This is a genomic window from Saccharomonospora cyanea NA-134, assembly GCF_000244975.1.
GTDB lineage: Bacteria > Actinomycetota > Actinomycetes > Mycobacteriales > Pseudonocardiaceae > Saccharomonospora > Saccharomonospora cyanea.
In genome coordinates, this window is the sequence record NZ_CM001440.1 from 868,464 (window position 1) to 891,989 (window position 23,526).

A 23,526-nucleotide genomic window follows, 5' to 3' on the forward strand; every position below is an offset into this window, starting at 1 on the left:
GCAGGTCGAGACGGAAACGTCTCCCGCCGATCCTGGGGCTTTCGTCTTTTCCGGGTTGTGAGTATTGCTGCCTGCGTGGCCCGAAGCCGTAAGCTGGGCTGGTGAGTGCACCTCGCCTTCTCGTTATCCAGCCGGATCCGTTCGCTCCCCTGGGGCCGCTCGGTGACTGGTTCGCCGAAGCCGATGCGTCGGTCGATCTGAGGCTGATGCCAGATCGCGAACTGCCCTCGTCGCTGGACGGTCATGACGGGGTCGTGGTGCTCGGCGGTGGCATGAACGCCGAGCAGGACGAGCGGCACCCGTGGTTGGCCGGCATCCGGACCCTGCTGAGTGCCGCCGTCGCGCAGGACAGAACCACACTGTGTGTCTGTCTCGGTGCGCAACTGCTGGCAGTCTCGGCAGGTGGCCGGGTGACGGCCGGGCACGACGGGCCTGAGGTCGGTCCGTCACTCGTCGCGAAGAAGGACGCGGCGTGGATCGATCCGCTGTTCGCAGACCTGCCCCTCATGCAGGACGTCTTGCAGTTCCATTCGGACGAGATCGCGCAGTTACCGCGCAATGCCGTACTGCTGGCGTCGTCGCCACGGTACGAGAACCAGGCATTCCGTCTGGGCCGTCGTGTCTACGGAATCCAGTTCCACATCGAGACCACTCCGGACGTGGTGTTGCGATGGGCGACCAAAACCCGATCGAAAGCGGATGCCGTACGGCAGGCCGCGTTCGACGAGGAAACGTTGGCGCAGGCTCACGCCGACATCGCCGAAACGTGGCGTCCGTTCGCCCACCGGTTCGTCGAACTCGCCGCGGGGCGACTCGAACCCGCGCAGACCTCCCGGCCGTCCCTACCGATCGCCGATGGCTGAACGGGTTCGTCCGGCGGCCTCGGCTGCTCGCTACGGTTTCACCGAGCACGGCGCCCAGGAGGCGTTGCGTGCCACGGGCTGGTGGAGCGACACCGGCCCAGAACCCGAGGCCGGCGCTGTGCTGGCCTCGCTCGCACGTACGCCCGATCCGAACCTCGCGCTGCTCACACTCGACCGAATCCGGAGTGCGGACGAGGACGCGTGGACGGAACTCGACGCGGCGTTGCGCACCGATCTGCGGCTCCGAGCGAGGCTGCTGTCGGTGCTGGGATATTCCACGGTGCTCGGAGACCTGGTCGTCAGCGATCCGGTTCGATGGCATCGTCTCGCCGCCCCTGTGCTGACGCCGGTGCGGGAATACGACGCACGACTGACGGAGGCCGTCACCACCGACGACACCGTGCTGACCGGCACGGCGGCCGCGCGCGCGTTGCGAGCCGCGTACCGCGGCCTGTTGCTGGAGATCGCGGCGTCGGATCTCGCGCACGTCGTGGAGCCGGAGTTGGACGAACCGCCGCTCGGCGACACCACCAGGGCGCTGACGGCGCTGGCCGAGGCCGCGTTACGGACGGGACTGTTGGTCGCCGAGCAGGAGGTGGGGCACAGCGCCGACGCGACGTTGGCGGTCATCGCGATGGGCAAGTGCGGAGCGCGCGAGCTCAACTACGTCAGCGACGTCGACGTCGTGTTCGTCGGTGAGAGCGACATTCCGGTAGCGACACGGTTGGCCTCGACACTCATGCGCATCGTGAGCCAGGCCTGCTTCGAGGTCGACGCGGCACTGAGACCGGAGGGCAAAGCCGGAGCGCTCGTGCGGTCGCTCGAAAGCCACGAGGCGTACTACACGCGGTGGGCTCGGACGTGGGAGTTCCAGGCTCTGCTCAAGGCGCGGCCGGTGGCCGGTGACGTTGAGTTGGGACGCCGCTACGCCGAACTGGTGGCGCCCATGGTGTGGTCGGCCGCGGAACGCGAGGACTTCGTTGTCGACGTGCAGCGGATGCGCCGCCGCGTCGAGCGCCACGTTCCCGCCGACCTCGCCGACCGGGAGCTGAAACTCGGCCGCGGTGGTCTGCGTGACGTCGAGTTCGCCGTCCAGCTGCTCCAGCTCGTGCACGGCCGGGCGGACACCACACTGCGTTCACCTTCTACTGTGGACGCGCTGGAGGCGCTGGGTGCCGGCGGTTACGTGGGCCGGGCCGACGCGGCGGAGTTGCGGGAGTCCTACGAGTTCCTGCGCAAGGTGGAGCACCGGCTGCAGTTGAGAGGGCTGCGGCGCACGCACCTGTTCCCCGAACCCGATGACGTGGAGCAGCTGCGATGGTTGGCGCGCGCGAGCGCCGTGCGGCCGTTGCGGGGCCGTCCCGAGAGCGAGGTGCTGACCGCCGAGTTCCGCAGGCACGCGCGCCGGGTGCGCCGGCTGCACGAGAAGTTGTTCTACCGGCCGCTGCTGGAGGCGGTGTCGAAGGTTCCCACGGCGGCGTTGCGGTTGACGACCCAGCAGGCCGCCAGTCGGCTGGCCGCGCTCGGCTACCTCGCACCCGACGGGGCGCTCCGGCACATCCGCGCGTTGACTGCCGGGGTGTCGCGGAGGGCGGCGATCCAGCAGACGCTGCTGCCCGTACTGCTGGACCTGCTCGCGGACACGCCCGACCCGGACGGCGGTCTGCTGGCGTACCGGCGTGTGTCCGAGGAGTTGGCCGACACTCCGTGGTACCTCAGGGTGCTGCGTGACGAGGCGGCCGTCGTCGAACGTCTCGCCACTCTGCTGGGCACGTCCAAACTGGTGCCGGACCTGTTGGTACGTGCGCCCGAGGTGCTGCAACGGCTGAGCGACCGCGAAGCGCTCGCGGGCCGGATTCCCGAGGAGGTGGCGCGGTCGTTGCGCGCCGCGGCGGGCAGGCAGCCGGGCATGGAGGCCACCGTGGTGGCAGCCCGTTCCCTGCGCAGGCACGAGTTGTTGCGCGTGGCCTGCGCCGACCTGCTCGGACTGCTCGACGTCAGCTCGGTCTGTGTCGCGTTGTCGTCGGTCTGGACGGCGGTGTTGCAGGCCGCCCTGGCTGCTGCCGTGCGCAGGCGGGCCGAGGAGGCAGGCGGTGAGCGGGCACGCATCGTCGTGATCGGCATGGGCAGGCTCGGCGGTGAGGAACTCGGATACGGCTCGGACGCCGACGTGCTGTTCGTGTGCGAGCCGGTGGGGGGTGCCAGCGACTCCGAGGCCGTCCGGTTCGCCACCTCCGTGGCAGAGTCGGTGCGCTCGGCGCTCGGTGCCCCGAGTCAGGATCCGCCGCTGGTGGTGGACACCGAGCTACGGCCCGAGGGACGCAGTGGGCCGCTGGTGCGCACGTTGGACTCCTACCGCGCTTACTACGCACGCTGGGGAGAGGTGTGGGAGGCGCAGGCCCTGTTGCGGGCCAGGGTCGTGGCCGGTGATCCGGAACTCGGTGAGCGGTTCCTGGCGGACGTGGAGGGTCTGCGTTACCCGGACGGCGGCCTGGACGCGGCGAAGACACGTCAGATCCGGCGGATCAAGGCGAGGGTCGAGACCGAACGGCTGCCGAAGGGAGCGGACCCGACCACGCACACGAAGCTCGGTCGCGGTGGCTTGGCCGATGTGGAGTGGACGGCGCAGTTGATGCAGTTGCGGTACGCCCACGAAATCCCCGGTCTGCGCACGACCTCGACTCCCGGCGCGCTGCACACGCTCGTCGACGCGGGCCTCGCCGACCGGGACGACGTGGACGCGCTCGTTCGCGCCTGGGAGCTGGCCACCCGGGCGCGCAACGTGACGATGCTCGTCAAGGGCAGGCCGTCCGACCAGCTTCCCGCTTCGGGTCGGGAGCTGGCTGCGGTGGCGCGGGTGTTCGGTCTTTCCGCCGACGACGATCCCGGCGAGTTCCTGGACACCTACCGGCGGGTGACGCGCCGCGCTCACGCCGTGGTGCAACGGCTGTTCTACGAGTCGTGATCGTCACCGCCGGGGGACGCCGAAGAGGCGGACGGCATATGGTGGGGCCGTGAGTGAGCTGGAGCCGTTCCGAGTCCGAGTCAAGGTGCGTCATTACGAGCTCGACAGCCTCGGCCACGTGAACCACGCCGTGTACCACCAGTACGGCGAGATCGCCCGACTGGAGCTGTTCGAGAAGGCCGGGGGCATCAACGGTGACCTTCTCAAGTGGGGGATGGCTCCCGTGCTCCTCGAATCGCACATCGTCTACCGTCGCGAGTTGCGCTCGGGCGACGAGGTGGACGTGAGCTGCCGTGCGAAGTTCGGCGACGGCAAGGTGTTCTGGATGTCGAACGAGATCGTCAAAATCGACGGCACACCGTCGGCCGACATCCGGTGCACACTCGGCCTCATGGACCTGAACCTGCGCAAGCTCGTGGCCGAACCCCGCGAACGCTTCGCCGAGGCGGGACTCGACCTCGACGTGCTCTGCGGCACCGCGTCGTAGCGGCCACCGGTCACAGGGCGGCGGCGACGGCCGCGCCGACGAAGACCACCTGCATCACCGTGCGGAGCGGTAACGGGGTGACAGGCCTGCCTCCGAGCGTGAGGTTGCGCCGAGCCGCGGACACGTTGGCGGGAAACATCGCCAGCATGAGCAACGCCAGCCCCAGCGCGGCCCACCGAGCGACGGGTGGGACGAGCAGCGCGACGGCGCCGCCCAGTTCCAGCACTCCCGTGACGGCCACCAGCACCCGGGGGTAGGGAAGAGCAGGCGGGACCATGGCCGCCATGGCGTCGCGCCAGCCCGGCAGAAAGTGCGGGACTCCCGTGAACACCAGCATCAGTGCCAACGCGGCACGCAGGGCGGGTTGCCAGCCGTCCAGGACGTCCACGCCGACCAGACCGACGAGCCGGAACGCGACGAACCCGCCGATGAGAGCGAAGAGGGGTACCAAGGCACACTCCAATCTTGACATTGACAAGATTGCAGAAGTGCGATAACTTGTCAACGTCAAGTTCTGGAGGGGTGAGGAAGATCGGCGGCTCGGGTTATCACCACGGAAACCTGCGGCGCGCGCTTCTCGACGCCGCGCTCGAAGCCATCACCGAGCAGGGGCCTGCCGGGTGGAGCCTGCGCGAACTCGCGCGGCGTGCCAACGTCTCCCACGCCGCGCCAGCACACCACTTCGGTGACAAGACCGGGGTGTTCACCGCTTTGGCCGCGGAAGGGTACGAGTTGTTCGCCGACGCCCTCGAACGCGAGTCGCACGACTTCCAGCGGGTCGGCGTGGCCTACGTGCGGTTCGCGCTGGAGAGACCGGCCTACTTCACCGTGATGTTCCGCCCCGATCTCTACCGTGTCGGCGATCCGTCGGTGGCCGTGGCACGCGACCGTGCTCGTGCGGTGCTCGTCAACGGTGCTCGCACGCTCACGCCCGGTGCCGTAGCCGACCGAGCGGCGATTCTGGCGGCGTGGTCGTGTGCTCACGGCTTCGCCCACCTGTGGTCGAGCGGCGCGCTGCCGGAGAGCATGGGGGGCGATCCGGAGGAGACGGCACGCGCGGTGTTCCGCGTTCTGTCCGGCGCCTCGAACGCCGATGGCCCGCCGGCGTGAGTGCCGACGGGCCATCCGGCTCAGCGCGTGGGCGCGGCGCTCGCGTCACACGTCGTAGTACAGCGCGAACTCGTACGGGTGCGGGCGAAGGCGCAGCGGGTCGATCTCGTTCTCCCGCTTGTACGAGATCCACGTCTCGATCACGTCGGGAGTGAACACGCCGCCTTCGAGAAGGAAGTCGTGGTCGGCCTCCAGCGTGTCCAGAACGGTGCCCAGGTCACTCGGCACGAGCTTGACGTCCCTGGCCTCCTCGGGAGGAAGCTCGTAGAGGTCCTTGTCGATGGGCTCCGGCGGCTCGATCTTGTTCTTGATGCCGTCGAGCCCGGCCATCACCATCGCGGCGAACGCCAGGTACGGGTTGCCGGACGAGTCGGGGCACCGGAACTCGATGCGCTTGGCCTTCGCGTTGCTGCCCGTGATCGGGATGCGCACGCACGCGGAACGGTTGCGCTGCGAGTACACGAGGCTTACCGGCGCCTCGTACCCCGGCACCAGGCGGTGGTAGGAGTTGATCGTCGGGTTCGTGAACGCCAACAGGCTCGGCGCGTGCGTCAGGATGCCGCCGATGTAGTAGCGCGCCATGTCCGACAGGCCGGCGTAGCCGGACTCGTCGTAGAACAGCGGGTCGCCGTCCTTCCACAGCGACTGGTGGCAGTGCATGCCCGACCCGTTGTCGCCGAACAGGGGCTTCGGCATGAAGGTCACCGTCTTGCCCGCGGCGAACGCCGTGTTCTTGACGATGTACTTGAACAGCTGCAGGTCGTCGGCCGCGTGCAGGAGCGTGTTGAACCGGTAGTTGATCTCAGTCTGCCCGCCGGTGCCGACCTCGTGGTGAGCGCGCTCCAGGACGAAGCCCGACTCGATGAGCCGTTGCGAGATGTCGTCGCGCAGGTCGGCGTAGTGGTCCACCGGCGGCACGGGGAAGTAGCCACCCTTGAACTTGGTCTTGTAACCCTTGTTGCCGCCTTCCTCCTCGCGGCCGGTGTTCCACCAACCCTCGACGGAGTCGATCTCGTGGAAGGTCGCGTGCTCCGAGGAGTCGAAACGCACGGAGTCGAAGATGTAGAACTCGGCTTCGGGCCCGAAGAACGCGGTGTCCGCGACACCGGACTCCGTGATGTACTGCTCGGCCTTCCTCGCGATGTTGCGAGGGTCGCGGCTGTAGGGCTCCCGAGTGAACGGGTCGTGCACGAAGAAGTTCAGTGACAACGTCTTGTGCTTGCGGAACGGGTCGATGCGAGCCGTCGCGGGGTCCGGAAGCAGCAGCATGTCGGACTCGTGGATCGACTGGAAGCCGCGGACCGACGATCCGTCGAAAGCGAGGCCCTCTTCGAACGCCTCCGCGTCGAAGGTCGACGCGGGAACGGTGAAGTGCTGCATCACGCCTGGCAGGTCACAGAACCTCACGTCGACAAACTGCACGTCCTCGTCCGCGAGCAGACGCAGGACCTCGTCTGGAGTAGTGGACACCCTCGGTGGCTCCTTCGTGGTCGGTGCCGGCGGCAGTGCTCTCGTTGCTCTCGTCGCTCTCGTCGAATCACGCTACGAGTGCGGTGTTGCCCGACCGTCACCCCGATGTTTCGCGGACGTTAACTGAGTACCTCGTCAGCCGGTCGGCGACACGGGTGAATTGACCGGCCCGGACGCGGGCGACGCACGGTGAATACCCTGGGAGAGTGGCACGATGGACCGGCGAATGGCTGCAGACGATCTCGTCCGGAGGGGCGACCACCCAGGAGCCCCCTCGATGGCCGGGTGAGCGCTTCGGGCTTCCCGAGAGCGGACCCCGCGCTGTCGCGGGCACAGGGCGGAGATTGCTCGCGCTCGTGGCGGACCTGGTCCTCGCATCCCTGTTGACGGCGGTCTTCACCCGCCCGGACTATTCCGACCTCGCCGCCATGCAGGAGCACAACCTCTGGGCGCTGGTGGCCTGGGCCGTCATCACGGTCGTACCCGTGACGTTCTTCGGGTTCACCCCCGGCATGGCGATGACAGGAATCCGCGTGGCGCGGTTGGACGGCAAGGCGGTCGTCGGACTGTGGAGGGCCGCCCTGCGGTGTTTGCTGACCTTCTTCATCATCCCAGCCGCGGTGCGTAACGCCGACAACCGCGGCTGGCACGATCGCCTCACCAACACCGTCGTGGTGACGATGCGTTGACCGGGCGGCGTGTGCCGCCCCGACGACGAGGGGCTCAGCGCCGACGGATGGTGCGCTGGACGTTCCGCATCTTCGCGCCCTGCGGCATGGGTCCCTTCGGCATGGCGGCACCGCGGTTGCCGAGGGCCGCGAGCTTGGTCTCGAGCACATCGATGTCGCGGGGCCTGAGGTTGCGCGGGAGCTTCATGAGGTGGCTCTGCAGCTTCCGCAGGGGCACCTGACCTTCGTCGGTTCCCACGATGACGTCGTAGATCGGGGTCTCACCCACGAGCCGCGCGATGCGCTTCTTCTCCTGTGACATCAGGTTCTTCACGCGGTGTGGCGCGCCTTCGGCCACGAGGATGATCCCCGGGCCGCCCAGCACGCGGTGCACGGCGTCGAGTTGCGTCGTCGCGGCCACCGTCTGTGTCACACGCCAGCGTCCGCGCAGGTTGTCCAGGGCCCACGCGGCGGCACCCGGCTGCCCCTCGGCCTTCGTGAACACGGTCTTCTGCACCCGGCGACCGAAGATGATCATGGCGGCGAGCAGGCCCAGCATGATGCCGATCGGCAGCAGCCACCACTCGATCCCCATGAGCCATCCGAGCCCGAAGACGATTCCGGCCACGACGAGGAAAGACCCGAGCATCCAGGGGATGAGGGCCTTGTCCTCTTTGCGCTGCATCGAAAACGCCTGGAAGATCTGTGCCCGCCTGGCCTTACCAGCCGCGCGCTTCTCCCGCTTGGCCTGCTTGGCAGCTTCCTTGTCCTGCTTTCCCGCCATAATTCCCCAGGATACGGGCGGCCGGGTGGGCGTCGGCCCGTCGGTCCCCTCTGCGAGGATGCGAGAGTGGCCAGCGCACAACGCCCGATCCGGTCGAAGGACCCGCTCGACGGCCTTGATCCGGAACAGCGCGCGGCTGCGAGTGCTCCTCGCGGCCCGGTGTGCGTGCTCGCGGGTGCTGGTACGGGCAAGACGCGAACGATCACTCGTCGTATCGCCTACCTCGTGCGTCAGGGGCACGTCGCCCCGACGCAGGTACTCGCGGTGACCTTCACCGCCCGAGCAGCGGGAGAACTCCGGGCACGGTTGCGGCAACTCGGTGTCGACGGCGCCCAAGCCCGCACCTTCCACGCCGCGGCGCTTCGCCAACTCCGGTACTTCTGGCCTCGCGTGGTGGGCGATGCGCAGTGGGACCTCCTCGACGGCAACAAGCTCCGGCTCGTGGGGCTCGCCGCGAACAAGGTGGCGCTGCCCACCGAGACCGAGGTGCTGCGTGATCTCGCGGGTGAAATCGAATGGGCGAAGGCGTGCCTGGTCGGGCCCGACGAATACCCGTCCGCGGCTCGGGCCCGCCGCCGCGACATCGGGCACCCGGCGGAGCGGGTCGCGGACGCCTATCGCACCTACGAGGAGCTCAAGAACGACCGGCGGCTGCTCGACTTCGACGACCTTCTGTTGCACACCACGGCCGCGTTGGAGGAGCACCGCGAGGTGGCCGAGGAGTTCCGCGACCGGTACCGCTGCTTCGTGGTGGACGAATACCAGGACATCACGCCCGCCCAGCAGCGATTGCTCGACGCCTGGCTCGGTGGACGCGACGACGTGACGGTGGTCGGCGATGCCAACCAGACGATCTACTCCTTCGGAGGTGCTTCGCCGCGCCCCCTGTTGGAGTTCACCCGGCGGTACCCGAATGCCACCGTGGTCCGGCTCGAGCGGGACTACCGCTCCACGCCGCAGGTGGTGGAGTTGGCCAACCGGGTCATCAGCGGGGCACGAGGACGTCCCGCAGGCGCACGACTGCGCCTCGTGGGGCAGCGCCCCGACGGCCCGCGGCCGACGTTCTCCGAGTACGACGACGAACCCGCCGAGGCCGCCGCGGTGGCCCGGCAGATCCGCGACCTCGTGGGCAACGGTGTTCCGGCCGCGGAGATCGCTGTGTTGTTCCGGGTCAACGCGCAGTCCGAGAGCTACGAGCAGGCACTGGCCGATGTCGGAGTGCCCTACCAGGTCCGGGGAGGTGAGCGCTTCTTCTCCCGGCAAGAGGTCCGGCAGGCGATGGCCGCCCTGCGCACCGCTTCGGCATCGGATTCCGAAGCGGGAACGACCGACCTGCCCGCACTGGTGGGGCGGGTCCTCGCCCCGCTTGGATGGGGGCTGCGACAGCCCAGCGGTGGCGCGGCCCGCGAACGCTGGAGCGGGCTGCAGGCCCTGTACGAACTCGCGCAGGACTTCACGGCCGAGTTCACGGCGGTGTCCGCGGGGGAGCGACCGGCCCTGGCACGCTACGTCGCTGAGCTCGAGCAGCGCGCCTCCTCGCAGCATCCGCCTGTCGTGGACGGCGTGACACTCGCGTCGCTCCACGCGGCCAAGGGCCTCGAATGGGATGCCGTCTTCCTCGTCGGCCTGGCCGAAGGCACCGTGCCGATCCAACACGCCACCACGGAGGACGCGATCGAGGAGGAGCGCAGGCTGTTCTACGTGGGTGTGACCCGGGCCAGGGAACACCTCGCGCTCAGCTGGTCGCTCTCCCGCACGCCCGGCGGACGGCCGCACCGCAGACGCAGCCGGTTCCTCCACGGACTCGCCGGGGAAGAGGAGCCTGCCCCGCGCGTCCGCCGTCCGTCGCGACGACGCGCGGGGACGAGGGCGGTCTGCCGTGTCTGTGGCCGCGACCTTGAATCCACACTGGAAATCAAGATCGGGCGTTGTGCCGACTGCCCCTCCGACATCGACGAGGAACTTCTCGAACGACTCAGGCAATGGCGCGCGGAGAAGGCCAAGGAGCTGAAGATCCCGGCGTTCGTCGTGTTCACCGACGCCACGCTCGTCGCCATCGCCGAGCAGCGCCCCACCGATGCCCGTGGCCTCGTGGCGATCTCCGGCATCGGAACGGCCAAGGTGGAGCGGTTCGGCGAGGAGGTCCTCACCGTCGTCAACGACGAGGACCCCGGCCGCGAGTGAGCTCCTGGACTGAACCGCCTGGTCAGGAGGGTTTTTCGGCAGTCCGGGAAATTCGTCGAAAAATAAGTTGCCGCGCCGGGCGCAGGGCAATAACCTGCAAGCACTGGGTGGATACTGCGCGATCTTGGCCGCCGTTGTGAGCGGTGGATCGCCGGACAGCGAGAGGAGGTGCCAGCGATGACGGTCAACTGGAAGAACGGCATTGCCGGCACGCCGCTGTCTCGGATCGGTCACGCCATCCGTGAGCGCCGACACGTCATGATGTCGCGGTGTGCGCAGCAGAGCCGGGGGAGCGTGTACGTCAGCGCTGTCTCCGCTTTCTCTGCTGCCGTCGGCGGTGCCGAAGGCGTCAATTCGGCATTCCGTCGTATGACCGCCGATCTGCCAAAGCAGTTCTGGGTTCCGTTGTGCCCACAGGAGAGTGCCCCCTGACCTGAGTGTCAGTGGAACAGGCTCACAAAGGCCGCGGAACCGTACACCGGATCCGCGGCCTTTGTGCTGTTTCGGTCCGGGCGTCGGCTGAAACAAGTAGCGCACAACAACATGAGGGAGAGAACGAATGTCATCGGCGATCGCCTTCGCGTCAGAGAAGGCGTCGGAGAAGCTGCTGACCGACGACAACACCGGTACGACGGGCGTGGCCGACTTGCTCGACTCGGTCACCACCCCGGAAGCCGACCTGCCGTGCCGCTCGGGTGACGCGGACCTGTGGTTCGCCGAAACTCCGGCGGACCTGGAGCGGGCGAAGTACCTGTGCGGTGACTGCCCTGTGAGGGCCTCCTGTCTGGCGGGTGCGCTCGCCCGGCGTGAGCCGTGGGGCGTATGGGGCGGCGAGATCTTCGAGAGAGGCGTGGTGGTGGCACGGAAGCGGCCGCGTGGTCGTCCTCGTAAGCACCCGGTGGTGCCCGCTGCCTCGTCGGCAACCCCAGCAACGCAGCAGACCGGACAGCGGAGTGCGGCATGACCACCACACTGTTTCGCGAACGGCAGCTGCCGCACCGGACCGCAACTCACCGCGTTGTCCGCTTCATTCCTTTCCCCACACTGACCAACAAGGAGTACACAGCCATGTTGATGCACGAAGAACTCGCCAGAGAACGAATACGGGACATGCTGCAATCGGCAGCCGAGCAACGTGAGGCCCGAGCCGCCGGGAATACTCGGCGATGGGCGCGCGTGGTCGGTTGGGCCCAACGCCGGGCGCACCGAAATCATTCGTGAGCGAGGTGGGGGTAGCGGAATACTTCGCTGCCCCCACCTTCGCGAGTACGGAAAGGGAACTCCGACATGTCTGCTGCGACGCACGACGACATCGACTGGGCGGCCAGGCTGAGCGCTATGCGACGGCTCGACATGCTGGAACGCGACGCTGTACGCGGCGTCGGTGCCAAGCTCGCCGGAGGGCTGCCGCCGGGGGCGGTCGTCGTGGACGCGGGATGCGGGGCAGGGGGGATGAGCACTGCGCTGGCCTCGGTGCTGCGGGAGAACGGTGGAGGACGCCTGGTACTGGTCGACGCCAGTGACGCGCTTCTCGCGGCGGCGCGGGAGGCGGCCGTGGCTGCTGGAGGCGAAACCGTCTCGGTGACCACGGTGGCCGCGGACGTCGCCACAGACCCGCTGGACACGCGGGTTCCGCAGGCCGACCTCGTCTGGGCGTCGGCGATGGTGCACCACCTGCCGGACCAGCAGGCGGGCGTCACGGTACTCGCGCGGCTGCTCGCCCCTGGTGGCATGCTGGCGCTCGCCGAAGGTGGGACGGGGCAGACATTCATTCCGTGGGACATCGGGCTGGGACGTGCAGGACTGGAGGCTCGGCTCAATGCGGCGCGTGACGCCTGGTTCGGCGAGTTGCGCGCGGGGATCGAAGGTGCGATCGCCATGCCTTACGGCTGGACGGCGGCACTGAGCCGGGCCGGGCTCGGGGAACCCACGTCGTTCAGCTATCTCGTCGAGCATTCCGCTCCTCTGGACGAGACCGCCCGCCAGTACGTGGTCGAGCGGTTCACCTGGCTGGCCGAAACAGTGGGGGATCGGGTGGACCCGGCAGACCGGGAGACCCTGGCCGCGCTGACCGACCCCGGCAGCCCCCACTACGTCGGTGGGCGCGACGACGCGTTCGTGCTCTACGCCCGCACCGTGCACACGGCGCGACGACTGTCCTGACGCTCTCATCGCTGATCAGGCGGCGATGACACGGGCTTCGGACAACACGCGGGGGCGGGGCCGTCGCGCCGCCTGACGAAAACCACGGACCAGCTCGGCGATGACGAACTCGGAATGGTGCCGCACCATCGACGGTGTGGTGCGAACCAGCACCACACCCACGGAGGTGAGGGCGAGACGGTCGCGCTCGTCCTTGGCACCGCGAGAAGCCGGGGCTCCAGTGGTGGTCACCGACCATGCCAGGCCAACGTCGTCCCACCATGCGTCGACGCTGCCGAGGCGACACCGATCGCGGGTGAAGACGGTCGTGTCCCAACGTGGTGGAGGCAACGGGCAGCGCCGTACCAACTGCCGCGCGGTTCTGCGCAGATCGGACAGGTCGGTGCGTGCCAACGTGCGGAGCTGTACTCGAACCGCCGCCGAGCCACGCTGGTTGCCTTTCTCGAGCTCATCACCAAGCTCCTCGATGGTGCACAGACCTTCCTGCACCGGCAGTGCCAGCACACGCCGAAGAAGGTCCGGATCAGCCTCCTGGCGCGCTGCGTCGATCGTCGCCCGAACCGGTGGGGCGTAGGGCAGTCCCTCGATGTCGACAGGCACGGGCAGCCGCGCAGTGCGTTCGAGGGACACGAACGCGGGCGGTGTCAGGCGGCGATGCGCGGGCACGAGCGCCCTGACGGCTGTCGGCGGGGGTAGCCGGACGCCGTAGGTGCGCAGAGCGTCGAGGCCTGTGATGACGCTGTCGGGACCCAGGTAGGCGGTGGTGGCTTGGAGCAACTGGTGACGGGTCGGCTCGCCTGTGCCGAGCAGGACGACACCGGGGGCGAGTCGTCGCCACGGCCCACCCGGCCTGCAGCGCTTCGTGATCGTGCTCGGGTGCACACCGAGGGCGCGAAGCTGCGCCACGGACAGCACTCGAGCCTGGCTGTCCCTCGGACGAGTCGGAGAGCGCACGGCTGAGAACACCGAGGTCAGCGTGGGCCCGGAAACTGTGGTCGCGGATCGTGTCGTGGAGGTCGTTGTCGCCATGCCACGAGCCTGTACCGTGCCTCCACACTCCGACACCACCTCGCACGCGTTGTGGACAACCACCGCCTGCGAACGGCGCCACTCGGCTCCCCAGAAGCATTCCTGTGGACAACCCGAGCCTGTGGGCGGTTCTTCCGTCAGTCGGCGAAGCCGGGTTGCCACCGTTCGACGATCGAGCGCACGGGCAGTTCGGCGTCCAGTTGGCACAGAATGCCGATCGCCCCTGCCGTGACCCGATGGATCAACAACCACTGGGGTGGCAGGTTGAGCGAACGTCCGGTGTGGAAGTCCTTGTTCCGCGTGTCGCCCATACGCATCGCCTGCTTCTGCGCCCACTGGCGTGTGAAGTGGAAGCTCTCGTCGGTCAGCGGGGCGACGAGCGGCAGCAGCCAGGCGTAGACGTCGTCGGCGTCGAGCCCCACCTCCGGGCGCACGAACCCCTCGGCCCGCAGCACCTCGAAAAGGTCCTGTGACCGGCCTTCGAGAGCCAACCGCATCATCACGCCGAGAGCGCGAGGCGCGCCCTCCGGCAGGTTCGCGACAGCACCGAAGTCGATCACGCAGAGCCGCCCGTCCTCGAGCAGCATGAAGTTGCCGGGATGCGGGTCGGAGTGGAGGAGACGCGCCCTCGCCGGAGAGGAGTAGTGGAATTCGGCCAGCAGTCTGCCCGCCGTGTTGCGTTGCCCGACCGTGCCGTCCGCGATGATTCGCGAGTAAGGGGTTCCCGTGACCCATTCCGACACGATCACCTTCGGGGCGCTCGCCACCACTCTGGGTACGAACACGTTCTCGTCATCGTGGAACGCCTTCGCGAACCGGCGCTGGTTGTCTGCCTCACCCCGGTAGTCGAGTTCCTCGTTCATGCGCTCGGCGAGCTCCGTCAGCAGCGGCTTGACCTCGGCGCCCGGCAGAAGCGCCTGGAAAAGCCTGCTGAACCGCTGTAGCTGCCTGAGATCGCTGCGCAGCGCCTCGTCCGCACCCGGGTACTGCACCTTCACGGCGACGTCTCTGCCGTCGTGCCAAACGGCCCGGTGCACCTGTCCGATACTCGCCGCCGCGGCCGGTTCGTCGTCGAACTCGGCGAACCGCTTGGTCCAGGAGCGACCGAGTTGTTCGGCGAGCACCCGCCGTGTCTGGCTGACCGGCATCGGCGGCGCGGCCGACTGGAGGCGGGTCAACGCGTCGCGGTACGGGGCGGCGAACTCCTCGGGCACGGCGGCCTCGAACACGCTGAGTGCCTGCCCGAACTTCATGGCGCCACCCTTGAGCGTGCCGAGCACCTCGAACAGCTGCTCCGCGGCTTTGGCCGACAGGGTGGCGTTGATGTCCTCGGCGCTTTGCCCGGTGAGTCGTCGGCCCCACCCACCGACGGCCCGGCCTGCTATGCCGAGGGGCAGGCTCGCCAACTTCGCCGTTCGCGCCATCGTCCGGCGTGGAAGGGGTGCGTCCGCTTGGTCACCGAGGGAGTCGCGGGAGTCCGTCACGACAGCGATTCTGCCTGTCGGGCCGCCGCTTCCGCACCGGTTTTGGGATGTGAAAGGGAAGTCAGTGCTGCGCCCGGTGCTGTGGTGCACCGCAGGGACAACGCGGATGAGGTGGCCACTCCCGCCTGGTGACGACGCCTGTGACGCAGTCGAGTTCGAGAGTCGCGTTCCAGGTGGGCGGTGGTTCCACGGCGAGTGCCGGAGGTGTCGCGCGGAGTGCCCGCAGAGTCTGGCCCACCGCCAGTGCGGCAGTGCCGTACACGCTTGTGAAATCCGCCTCCTGGTACCGCCCGGCGAGCTGACCGGCGATGCGGGGCCAGCAGGCGTCGCGTCCGGTGCGGTGCAGATCCGCGCATCTCAGGCAGCTGCTCCGGCCGGGCACGACCAGCGGGCCGACGATGCCGACACCGTCTCTGACCCGCGCCACCAGGTGCGGCACGCCGCTGGCCACCAGATCGGTCACCACCTCGGGGGCGGGCACCACCGCGTCGGTCAGGACGACCAGGTCGGTGGGCGTGGCGCCGGGGCGGAGACGAGAGACCCGCACCTCCGGATCGAGTCGTCTCGCGACGTCCGCGAGCGCGGCCGCGCGGTTCCGTCCGACGTCCTCGTCGCGAAAGCCGGACCCGACGTCTGCCCTGGCCACGACGCCGTCGGCGGCGAGACAGAGCCTGGCCACCCCAGCTCCGGTGAGGAGGGCGGTGACGGCGGTCGCCAGCCGGCCACCGCCGTGGACACCGATCGAGTGGTTGGCGTAGCCGACCGCGATGCCGGACGGACTCATGGGCGCCCCGAGGGGGTCGGCGGAGGCCTCCGCGTCCTCGACGAGGCCTCGTTCGGCGAGGCCGCACAGCACGGCCTTGAGCCGATCAGCGTGCTCGTCCCGCACCAGCGACAGGAGCGTGTCGGTGCTGCGCCTGCCGTCCAACCCGCGAAGGACGTCCACCAGGATGGGCGGGAGATCGGTCGCGATGACGCCATGGCGTGGGTCGAGCCCGATCTGGAGCTCACCTTCGCGCCGTTCCACCACGGGCAGTCCCGCGCGCAGGCGGGGTCGCCTTGGCAGCGGGACGCGGAAGGCGACCTGCGGCGGTGATCCGGTCATGCGCTCACTCTGGCCGTGATCCGCGTACCCCGCACACCTGGTGACCGAGTTGTCCACAGGGTGACACACGTGTGGACAACTGGGGTGATCCAGGCCGGTGATCGCCATGATGTCAGTCCTTGGCCTTACCGTTGTTCCCGTGGCCGATGCACGGTTTCCCTCCCTCAGAAATCGGAACAGCACACAGCGGGATTCCGCTGACAAGCAAGAGAAAGTGGAAGTCCGAAGGAGTCCACGACGCCGCCGGACGGTCACCGCGTACCGGGACGGTGACACGCTCGTCGTACTGATCCCTGCCACCATGACCAAGGCGGAGGAGAAACACTGGGTGGCCGAGATGCAGCGCAAGCTGCAACGCACGGAGAGTCGACGCGCCAGCCCGGCGCGGGCCTCCGACGAGGCCCTCCTCCTGCGTTGCACGCAGCTCTCACGCCGCTACCTGGACGGGACGGCGCAACCCGCGAGTGTGCGCTGGGTTCCGCCGATGCGCACGAGGTGGGCGTCGTGTACGCCCGCTGACCGCACCATCCGCGTCAGCGAACGGCTCAGGGACGTGCCGTCGTGGGTGCTCGACTACGTCCTCGTGCACGAACTGGCGCACCTTCGCGTGGCCGAGCACAACCGCACGTTCTGGAACCTGGTCAGGCGGTATCCCAAGACCGAGCGCGCCATCGGGTATCTCGAGGGGCTTTCGGCCGCCGAACGACTCGGCGGCGCAACTCCCTGCAACGACTGACCGCGGTGGAGCAGGTGCCGCTGGGCGCGAACCCGGCGGCACCGTCCTCACTCCTTGCCGTCCCCGTCGCTGTCAGGGCGCTCGGCTCCACCGTCCTGCCCGTTCTCGCCCTCGTCCTGACGGGCGCGCTCGGTCCGTTCGAGCTCCGCGAGCGGGTCGATGCCGTCGTCGAGGGCCCCGTTCGCACCGAGACGCTCGGCGAAGCCGATCGGGTCGTCGAGATCGTCGGCCGTCGGCATGAGATCGGGGTGGGTCCACAGAGTGTCACGGGCCTGCATCCCGTGTCGGTCTCCCACGAGCTTCCACAGCGCGGACGCGGCGCGCATCCGGCGAGGACGCAGCTCAAGGCCCACGAGCGTCGCGAACGTCTGCTCGGCGGGACCGCCCGTCGCGCGGCGTCGACGCAGGGTCTCCCGCAGTGCCTCCGCACCGGGAAGCCGGTCGCCGACAGCGTCCGCCACGACGACGTCGACCCAGCCCTCCACGAGCGCGAGCAGCGTCTCCAACCTGCCGAGCGCCGCCTTCTGCTCAGGCGTCGTCTGCGGCTCCAGAAGGCCGGAGGACATGACTTCCTCGATGCTGGCCGGGTTGGTGGGATCGACACGGCCGGCGAGCTGTTCGAGCGCGCTGGTGTCCACCGTGATCCCCGAGGCGAACTCCTCGACCGTCGCCAGCAGGCGCTGCCGCAGCCACGGGACGTGGGCGAACAGCCGCTGGTGCGCGGCCTCCCGCGCCGCGAGGAACACGAGCACCTCGCTCTTCGGCCGCTCCAGCCCCTCGGAGAACTTGTCGATGTTCCTGGGCAGCAGCGCCGACGTGGTCTCGGGGCCCAGCGGCAGTCCCACGTCCGTGGAAGTGAGGACCTCGGACGCGAGCCCGGCCAGTGCGTTGCCCAGTTGAGAGCCGAACGCCATGCCGCCCATCTGCCCGACCATCGAGAGCAACGGCCCGGCCGCCTGCTTGGCCTCCTCGGGGAGAGCCTGCATCCACGCGCCGGAGACCTGCCTCGCCACCGGGTCGCACAACCGTTGCCAGGTGGGCAGTGTCTTGTCGATCCAGTCCCGCGCCGTCCACGTCGTGGTGGTGGTGGCCCCGGCGGGGAGGATCGTGGCCTCGTCCAGCCAGAGCTCCGCGAGGTGGGCCGAGTCGCGTACGGCCGTCTCCCCCGACTGGTCACCCGCTGAGAAACCCATCTGCCCCTCGGAGCCCAGGCGTTGCACAGCGATTTGTTTGGCCAGGTCGTAGTTCACCGGCCCTGAGGAGCTACCGGCCTGGCTGAGCATCTGCCCGAGCTGACTGAGCATCTGTCCCAGCTGCTGGAAGGCGTCGGAGCCCGAGCCGGACTGCCCGCCCGACGATTCGTTGTCGCGGCCTTTGTCGGGATCGGGTAGTCCGAAGCCGAACGGTGGGTTGCTCATAACACCACCGTACGCGGCCCGGGGGAGGTCCGTAGAAAGGACCGTGATGCCCACGGCGTGCGCGTGGTACATGGTCCGTAGGCTGGTCGCGTGAGTGAGTCCCCGGACAAGGCAGCACCGACCGAGCAACCCGCCGGGCGCCCCGTCGGCACACTCAGTGACACCGGCGGTGCGGAGCGGACCCCCGGACGGGGCCGCGACGGCCGGCGCCGGCTGAGCAGGCGCGGCTGGACGATGGTGGCCAGCGCCGTGCTCGTGCTCACGTTCGCGATGTTGGGCGCGTTCGTTCGCGTGCCCTACGTGGCACTCGGGCCGGGACCGACGTACGACACCCTCGGCGCGGTGGACGGCACCTCGGTCATCGAGATCGACGGCGAGCGCACCTACCCAACCGGTGGTGAGCTCCGCATGACCACGGTGGCCCTCAACGACAACATGACGTTGTTCGGCGCGCTCGGTATGTGGGTCAGTGGGCGTTACGCACTCGCGCCGAGGGAGGAGTACTTCCGGCCGGGGCAGTCGGAGGAGGAGGTGCGCAGGGAGAACCTGCGACAGTTCCAGGACTCGCAGAGCAACGCCGAGGTGGCGGCGTTGCGCAAGCTCGGTCACCCGGTGGTGGCCGTGGTCGACCAGGTCGTGGGCGACAGCCCCGCCGAGGGGGTTCTCGAGCCCGGTGACCGGATCGTGAAGGTGGACGGCAGGGAGGTGGCCGACTCCGACGCGGTGCGCGACGTCCTCGGTGGCACACGACCCGGGCAGACGGTGTCCGTGACGTTTCAGCGGGGCGAGGAGGCGGAACGGACGGAGTCGGTGACCCTGGCGCGACACCCGAACGGCGCGCACGGCTTCCTCGGCATCCAACCCTCGGACAGCGCCGAGACGTCCTTCGACGTGGAGATCGCGCTGGAGGACGTCGGCGGCCCGTCGGCCGGACTGATGTTCGCGCTGGCGATCGTGGACGAGTTGACGCCGGGGCAGTTGACCGGAGGCGAGCATGTCGCCGGCACCGGCACCATCGACTCGAAGGGCAACGTCGGCGCCATCGGGGGCATCCCGTTCAAGCTCGTCGCAGCCCGGGAAGCCGGCGCCACGGCGTTCCTCGTGCCCGAGGACAACTGCGGCGAGGCCGTGGCCGCCGCGCCGGACGGCCTGCAGCTCGTGCGGGTGGGCACTCTCGACGACGCCGTCAGCGCGCTGGAGTCGTTGGCGAACGGGCGACCGGTGCCGTCCTGCGCAGGCTGACGCCGGAGGATCAGGGCTGCAGCGTGGCTCGCAGCGCGTCGATCAGGTTCGGTGCGAGGTCCGGGCTCTCGACGATCTCGTCGACCGCCTCGGAGTCGTCGTTGCCCGTGACCCCGCCGCGCAGGCGCATGACACAGGAGGCCGATCCGTCGCGCAGGACGGCGGCCACGAGCCGGGCCTCGGTACGGCGCGGGTGGTCGGCCGCGGCCTGCCGCAGGCGTTGCAGGTCCTGCTCGCTGACGTCGCCGTCGTCGGTCTCCTCGGTCAGGCCGGGCAGCTCCTGCTCGGCGTCCGGAGGGAGCACGATGATCTCCTGGGCGAGGGCGCAGCCGTGAACGGCGTCCGGCCAGGCGATGCGACCGAGGGCCTCCGCGAGGTCACCTTCCGGAAGTGAGTCCTGGGCGACCGGGGTGAACTCGCTGTTCTGGTCGAGTTGGTCGGCGAGTTCGGGTTGCTGGCGGAGCAGGTCCGCTGTCGGCACCAGCGCGAACAGTTGAGGCTGCTGGTCCCAGCCTCCGCTCGCGACGAACTCCTCGACCTCGCGGGCCAGTGCGGCTACCCTTCCGGGACCTGCCCGGTTCTCGCTCTCCGTCATGACGCCATCCTGGCAGGCGAGGGGCTCGGCCTGCGCGGCGCCCGATTTGGGGGGCTTCGGGAACTCAGGTCGCGGTCCGTACAGTTAGGTAACCAGGGACGCTCGTAGGTCGGCGCCCCGACAACGACAGCCTTGACCACGGGAGTGTGCGTAGTGGCCACCCGGCCTCCAGCCAGCCTGCCGAAACTCTCTCGGCGCGCCCGCGTGTTGCTCATCATCGCGGCCGTCCTCGTTCTCCTGCTCCTGCTCGGCGCCCGTCTGCTGGACACGTACGTCGACTGGCTGTGGTACGGCGAGGTCGGTGCGCGTGACGTCTTCTCGACGATACTGCTGACCCGGGTGGCTCTGTTCTTCGCGACGGGTGTGCTGGTGGGCGGCCTGCTCGCGGTGAGTCTGTGGCTCGCGTACCGCACACGCCCCGTGTTCGTCCCCGTGTCGAGCACCGAAGACCCGCTCGCGCGGTACCGCTCGCTGATCGCGGCCCGTACGAAGCTGTTCGGTGTCGGCATCCCGGTGGTCACGGGTCTCATCGCGGGGGCGAGTGGTCAGGGCAGCTGGGAAGTCGTGCAGATGTGGCTGAACGGCACCGAGTTCGGCCGTACCGATCCGGTGTTCGGCAAGGACGCCAGCTTCTTCACGTTCGACCTGCCGTTCTACGGCTGGCTGCTCGGCTGGGTCTTCGTGGCGCTGGTCATCTCCTTCTTCGGCGCCGTCGTGACCCACTACCTGTTCGGTGGCATCCGGTTGGCGGGCCGGGGTGGGCAGATCTCCGCGCCCGCCAAGGTGCACCTGCTTGTGCTGATCGGTGTGTTCGTGCTGTTCAAGGCGCTCGAATACTTCTTCGACCGGTACGAGCTGCTGCTGTCGGGCCGCAACGACCTCTTCACAGGTGCCGCCTACACCGACCTGCACGCGGCCATGCCGGCCAATCTGATCCTGCTGTGCATCTCCGTGCTCTGCGCCATCGCGTTCTTCGCGGGTGCGTTCCTGCGGAACATCCAGCTCCCCGCCATCTCGCTGGTGTTGTTGCTGCTGTCGGGGCTGATCCTCGGGGTCGCCTGGCCCGCGGTGCTGGAGCAGTTCTCCGTCCGCCCGAACGCGAACGAGAAGGAAGCGGAGTCGATCGAGCACAACATGGCGGCCACCAAGTTCGCCTACCAGCTCGACACGCAGAACGTGGAGATCAGGGACGACTACACGGGCAACACGAACGCGTCCCCCGAGGAGATCCGGGCGGACTCGGGCACGATCCCGAACATCCGTCTTCTCGACCCCAACGTGCTGAGCTCCACCTTCACGCAGCGGGTCGGCCGGGAGAACTTCTACGGCTTCCCCGAGAAGCTGGACGTCGACCGGTACACGGTCGACGGCAAGGAGCAGGCGTACATCGTCGCCGCCAAGGAGATCAACACCAACGGTCTCGCCGAGAACCAGCAGACGTGGATCAACCGGCACCTGGTTTACACCCACGGTAACGGCTTCGTGGCGGCACCGGCCAACACGATCGACCGCGCTCTGGAGGACGCCAACAGCGACGGTGGTTACCCGCTCGCCCGGACGAGTGACACGCAGAACCCCAAGGGGTCGGGTATCGAGGTCAAGGAACCCCGCATCTACTACGGCGAGTTGGCCACGGACTACGCGATCGTGGGCGGTACGCGGGGCCAGGCGCCGGGTGAGTACGACACCGCCACCGACCGGAGCTACCTCTACGAGGGCAAGGGTGGCGTTCCGATCGACAACCTGTTCAACCGGCTGGTCTTCGCCGCGCAGTACGGGGAGCGCAACATCCTGTTCTCCGACCAGATCAGCGACGGTGCCAAGATCATGTACAACCGCGATCCGCGCGAGCGGGTGGAGAAGGTGGCGCCGTGGTTGACGGTGGACGGCGATCCCTATCCGGCGGTGATCGACGGACGTATCCAGTGGATCGTCGACGGCTACACCACGCTGAACAACTACCCGTACTCCCAGCGGACCTCGCTGGGGGGTGCTACCGAGGACTCCCTCACCGGGGTGGCCCGTCAGCAGGACAACCGGATCAACTACATCCGCAACTCGGTCAAGGCCACCGTCGACGCGTTCGACGGCACCGTGACGCTGTACGAGGTGGACAAGAACGACCCGGTGCTGAAGACGTGGATGGAGACGTTCCCCGGGCTGGTCAAGCCGAGTTCGGAGATCACCCCGGAACTGCGGGCGCACTTCCGCTACCCGGAGGACATCTTCAAGGTGCAGCGTGAGCTGCTGACGAAGTACCACGTGAACAACGCGCAGGAGTTCTACTCGACCCAGACGTTCTGGAACGTGCCGCAGGACCCGACCCAGGAGGGCGGTCTCGACCCGAACTCCGACACGGCCAACCAGCCGCCGTACTACATCTACGCGCAGGCGCCGGGCCAGGACGAGCCCACGTTCCAGATCACCAGCGCGTTGACACCGCTGGCGCGGCAGTACCTCGCGGCGTGGGTGACGGTGTCGTCCGAACCGGATGACTACGGCAAGATGACGGTGCTCAAACTGCCCACAGGCGGTGGTCAGCAACTCGAAGGGCCGGTGCAGGTCCAGAACGCGTTCCAGAGCAACCCGAAGTTCACTCAGGACCGGACGTTGCTCGGCAACCAGAGCGTCGACATCATCTACGGCAACCTGCTGACGCTGCCCGTCGCGGGCGGGTTCCTCTACGTCGAACCGGTCTACATCCAGCAACGCAACGCGCAGAGCTACCCGCAGCTCGCTCGGGTGCTGGTGTCGTTCGGTGGCCGGATCGGGGTCGCCTCGACGCTCAACGAGGCGTTGGACGAGGTGTTCGGCGAAGGGACGGGTGAGGCCGCGACCGGTCCGGCCGACCAGGGTGGAACGGACGGTGGCGACACCGGCGACCAGGAACAGCCGAACCCCGGCGACGACCAGGCGGTGCCTCCGCCGAACGGCGATTCGGGTGGCACGGAGGTCGACCAGGTCGTGGACGAGATCCAGGCCGCGCTGCAGAAACTGAAGGACGCGCAGCAGTCCGGGGACTTCGCGGCCCAGGGTGAGGCGCTGCAGGAACTCGACGCGGCGGCTCAGCGGTACGAGGAGCTCACCGGGTCGGGCAACTGATCCTGTGAGCCAGGGGACACCCACTTTGCGTCGTGCGGGCAGCCTGGCGTAGAGTGGGTGTCACCGAAGAGGTGAAAGCCACGGCCGACACACTCCCGGACCCCCCTGAAACAGGGGGAAA

The 23,526-nt window shown here is 68.5% G+C and carries 21 protein-coding genes; 13 read left to right on the top strand and 8 right to left on the bottom strand.

Annotated features, from left to right (window positions below):
* Window positions 1–101: 101 nt before the first annotated feature.
* The 3 genes from SACCYDRAFT_RS04245 to SACCYDRAFT_RS04255 are packed head-to-tail and all read left to right on the top strand — an operon-like array spanning window position 102 to window position 4,315.
* Window positions 102–863 (top strand): type 1 glutamine amidotransferase, encoded by a 762-nt coding sequence (locus SACCYDRAFT_RS04245; RefSeq protein ID WP_005453904.1) that lies wholly within the window; start codon window positions 102–104, stop codon window positions 861–863.
* Window positions 856–3,828, top strand: coding sequence for a bifunctional [glutamine synthetase] adenylyltransferase/[glutamine synthetase]-adenylyl-L-tyrosine phosphorylase (locus SACCYDRAFT_RS04250; protein WP_005453906.1), 2,973 nt, complete (start codon window positions 856–858; stop codon window positions 3,826–3,828). Before SACCYDRAFT_RS04245 ends, SACCYDRAFT_RS04250 begins: the two co-directional genes overlap by 8 nt.
* 49 nt (window positions 3,829–3,877) lie before the next feature.
* Window positions 3,878–4,315, top strand: coding sequence for an acyl-CoA thioesterase (locus SACCYDRAFT_RS04255; protein ID WP_005453908.1), 438 nt, complete (start codon window positions 3,878–3,880; stop codon window positions 4,313–4,315).
* A 10-nt stretch (window positions 4,316–4,325) separates the two neighbouring features.
* Here the strand turns inward: SACCYDRAFT_RS04255 and SACCYDRAFT_RS04260 are convergent, their stop codons facing one another.
* Window positions 4,326–4,766: a DoxX family protein gene (locus SACCYDRAFT_RS04260; RefSeq protein WP_005453910.1), complete on the bottom strand. Its 441-nt coding sequence runs from the start codon at window positions 4,764–4,766 to the stop codon at window positions 4,326–4,328.
* Between the two features lie 71 nt (window positions 4,767–4,837).
* Here SACCYDRAFT_RS04260 and SACCYDRAFT_RS04265 point away from each other — a divergent pair, with 71 nt between their 5' ends.
* Window positions 4,838–5,425 (top strand): TetR/AcrR family transcriptional regulator, encoded by a 588-nt coding sequence (locus SACCYDRAFT_RS04265; protein WP_005453912.1) that lies wholly within the window; start codon window positions 4,838–4,840, stop codon window positions 5,423–5,425.
* A gap of 45 nt (window positions 5,426–5,470) precedes the next feature.
* On the opposite strand, the gene glnA is transcribed toward SACCYDRAFT_RS04265, so the two are convergent.
* The gene (glnA, locus tag SACCYDRAFT_RS04270; RefSeq protein ID WP_005453914.1) at window positions 5,471–6,895 is read right to left on the bottom strand and encodes a type I glutamate--ammonia ligase; all 1,425 of its coding nucleotides are present in this window, start codon (window positions 6,893–6,895) and stop codon (window positions 5,471–5,473) included.
* A 206-nt stretch (window positions 6,896–7,101) separates the two neighbouring features.
* Between glnA and SACCYDRAFT_RS04275 the strand changes: the two genes are divergently transcribed.
* Window positions 7,102–7,584 carry an RDD family protein gene (locus SACCYDRAFT_RS04275; RefSeq protein ID WP_005453917.1) on the top strand — a complete coding sequence of 161 codons (483 nt, stop codon included), beginning with the start codon at window positions 7,102–7,104 and terminating at the stop codon, window positions 7,582–7,584.
* A gap of 34 nt (window positions 7,585–7,618) precedes the next feature.
* On the opposite strand, the gene SACCYDRAFT_RS04280 is transcribed toward SACCYDRAFT_RS04275, so the two are convergent.
* On the bottom strand, window positions 7,619–8,347 hold the full coding sequence (locus SACCYDRAFT_RS04280) for a DUF4191 domain-containing protein (RefSeq protein ID WP_005453918.1): 729 nt from the start codon (window positions 8,345–8,347) through the stop codon (window positions 7,619–7,621).
* A gap of 66 nt (window positions 8,348–8,413) precedes the next feature.
* Between SACCYDRAFT_RS04280 and SACCYDRAFT_RS04285 the strand changes: the two genes are divergently transcribed.
* The 5 genes from SACCYDRAFT_RS04285 to SACCYDRAFT_RS04295 all read left to right on the top strand — a co-directional run bounded on the left by SACCYDRAFT_RS04285 (window position 8,414) and on the right by SACCYDRAFT_RS04295 (window position 12,694).
* The gene (locus SACCYDRAFT_RS04285) at window positions 8,414–10,531 is read left to right on the top strand and encodes an ATP-dependent DNA helicase UvrD2 (RefSeq protein ID WP_005453919.1); all 2,118 of its coding nucleotides are present in this window, start codon (window positions 8,414–8,416) and stop codon (window positions 10,529–10,531) included.
* A gap of 177 nt (window positions 10,532–10,708) precedes the next feature.
* On the top strand, window positions 10,709–10,963 hold the full coding sequence (locus SACCYDRAFT_RS25660; protein WP_005453920.1) for a hypothetical protein: 255 nt from the start codon (window positions 10,709–10,711) through the stop codon (window positions 10,961–10,963).
* A 127-nt stretch (window positions 10,964–11,090) separates the two neighbouring features.
* Window positions 11,091–11,495 (top strand): WhiB family transcriptional regulator, encoded by a 405-nt coding sequence (locus SACCYDRAFT_RS04290; RefSeq protein ID WP_005453921.1) that lies wholly within the window; start codon window positions 11,091–11,093, stop codon window positions 11,493–11,495.
* Window positions 11,492–11,752, top strand: a complete 261-nt coding sequence (locus tag SACCYDRAFT_RS25665) for a hypothetical protein (protein ID WP_005453922.1) — start codon at window positions 11,492–11,494, stop codon at window positions 11,750–11,752. Before SACCYDRAFT_RS04290 ends, SACCYDRAFT_RS25665 begins: the two co-directional genes overlap by 4 nt.
* Window positions 11,753–11,818: 66 nt before the next feature.
* On the top strand, window positions 11,819–12,694 hold the full coding sequence (locus SACCYDRAFT_RS04295; RefSeq protein ID WP_005453924.1) for a class I SAM-dependent methyltransferase: 876 nt from the start codon (window positions 11,819–11,821) through the stop codon (window positions 12,692–12,694).
* Window positions 12,695–12,709: 15 nt separating this feature from the next.
* Here SACCYDRAFT_RS04295 and SACCYDRAFT_RS04300 read toward each other — a convergent pair whose 3' ends face one another.
* The 3 genes from SACCYDRAFT_RS04300 to SACCYDRAFT_RS04310 all read right to left on the bottom strand — a co-directional run bounded on the left by SACCYDRAFT_RS04300 (window position 12,710) and on the right by SACCYDRAFT_RS04310 (window position 16,312).
* Window positions 12,710–13,600, bottom strand: a complete 891-nt coding sequence (locus tag SACCYDRAFT_RS04300) for a hypothetical protein (protein WP_232283778.1) — start codon at window positions 13,598–13,600, stop codon at window positions 12,710–12,712.
* Between the two features lie 260 nt (window positions 13,601–13,860).
* Window positions 13,861–15,207, bottom strand: a complete 1,347-nt coding sequence (locus SACCYDRAFT_RS04305; protein ID WP_005453927.1) for an ABC1 kinase family protein — start codon at window positions 15,205–15,207, stop codon at window positions 13,861–13,863.
* Between the two features lie 61 nt (window positions 15,208–15,268).
* The gene (locus tag SACCYDRAFT_RS04310) at window positions 15,269–16,312 is read right to left on the bottom strand and encodes a ThiF family adenylyltransferase (protein ID WP_043537048.1); all 1,044 of its coding nucleotides are present in this window, start codon (window positions 16,310–16,312) and stop codon (window positions 15,269–15,271) included.
* Between the two features lie 214 nt (window positions 16,313–16,526).
* On the opposite strand from SACCYDRAFT_RS04310, the gene SACCYDRAFT_RS04315 reads away from it, so the two are divergent.
* Window positions 16,527–17,048, top strand: a complete 522-nt coding sequence (locus tag SACCYDRAFT_RS04315) for a M48 metallopeptidase family protein (RefSeq protein ID WP_005453929.1) — start codon at window positions 16,527–16,529, stop codon at window positions 17,046–17,048.
* Window positions 17,049–17,095: 47 nt separating this feature from the next.
* Here the strand turns inward: SACCYDRAFT_RS04315 and SACCYDRAFT_RS04320 are convergent, their stop codons facing one another.
* Complete coding sequence (locus tag SACCYDRAFT_RS04320) at window positions 17,096–18,466, bottom strand: zinc-dependent metalloprotease (RefSeq protein ID WP_043536140.1); 1,371 nt, start codon at window positions 18,464–18,466, stop codon at window positions 17,096–17,098.
* 90 nt (window positions 18,467–18,556) lie between these two features.
* On the opposite strand from SACCYDRAFT_RS04320, the gene SACCYDRAFT_RS04325 reads away from it, so the two are divergent.
* Window positions 18,557–19,708 carry a YlbL family protein gene (locus tag SACCYDRAFT_RS04325; protein ID WP_005453931.1) on the top strand — a complete coding sequence of 384 codons (1,152 nt, stop codon included), beginning with the start codon at window positions 18,557–18,559 and terminating at the stop codon, window positions 19,706–19,708.
* Window positions 19,709–19,718: 10 nt separating this feature from the next.
* Here SACCYDRAFT_RS04325 and SACCYDRAFT_RS04330 read toward each other — a convergent pair whose 3' ends face one another.
* A complete protein-coding gene (locus tag SACCYDRAFT_RS04330) occupies window positions 19,719–20,303 on the bottom strand; it encodes a PPA1309 family protein (RefSeq protein ID WP_005453932.1) in 585 nt (194 codons plus the stop codon).
* Window positions 20,304–20,456: 153 nt separating this feature from the next.
* Between SACCYDRAFT_RS04330 and SACCYDRAFT_RS04335 the strand changes: the two genes are divergently transcribed.
* Window positions 20,457–23,405, top strand: a complete 2,949-nt coding sequence (locus SACCYDRAFT_RS04335) for a UPF0182 family protein (protein WP_005453933.1) — start codon at window positions 20,457–20,459, stop codon at window positions 23,403–23,405.
* Window positions 23,406–23,526: the final 121 nt, after the last annotated feature.

Excerpts from the sequence above, each read along its gene's own strand:
- SACCYDRAFT_RS04320 (WP_043536140.1), bottom strand. The coding sequence starts at position 18,466 with ATGAGCAACCCACCGTTCGGCTTCGGACTACCCGATCCCGACAAAGGC.
- SACCYDRAFT_RS04290 (WP_005453921.1), top strand. The coding sequence starts at position 11,091 with ATGTCATCGGCGATCGCCTTCGCGTCAGAGAAGGCGTCGGAGAAGCTG.
- SACCYDRAFT_RS25665 (WP_005453922.1), top strand. The coding sequence starts at position 11,492 with ATGACCACCACACTGTTTCGCGAACGGCAGCTGCCGCACCGGACCGCA.
- SACCYDRAFT_RS04310 (WP_043537048.1), bottom strand. The coding sequence starts at position 16,312 with ATGACCGGATCACCGCCGCAGGTCGCCTTCCGCGTCCCGCTGCCAAGG.
- SACCYDRAFT_RS04295 (WP_005453924.1), top strand. The coding sequence starts at position 11,819 with ATGTCTGCTGCGACGCACGACGACATCGACTGGGCGGCCAGGCTGAGC.
- SACCYDRAFT_RS25660 (WP_005453920.1), top strand. The coding sequence starts at position 10,709 with ATGACGGTCAACTGGAAGAACGGCATTGCCGGCACGCCGCTGTCTCGG.
- SACCYDRAFT_RS04330 (WP_005453932.1), bottom strand. The coding sequence starts at position 20,303 with ATGACGGAGAGCGAGAACCGGGCAGGTCCCGGAAGGGTAGCCGCACTG.
- SACCYDRAFT_RS04250 (WP_005453906.1), top strand. The coding sequence starts at position 856 with ATGGCTGAACGGGTTCGTCCGGCGGCCTCGGCTGCTCGCTACGGTTTC.
- SACCYDRAFT_RS04280 (WP_005453918.1), bottom strand. The coding sequence starts at position 8,347 with ATGGCGGGAAAGCAGGACAAGGAAGCTGCCAAGCAGGCCAAGCGGGAG.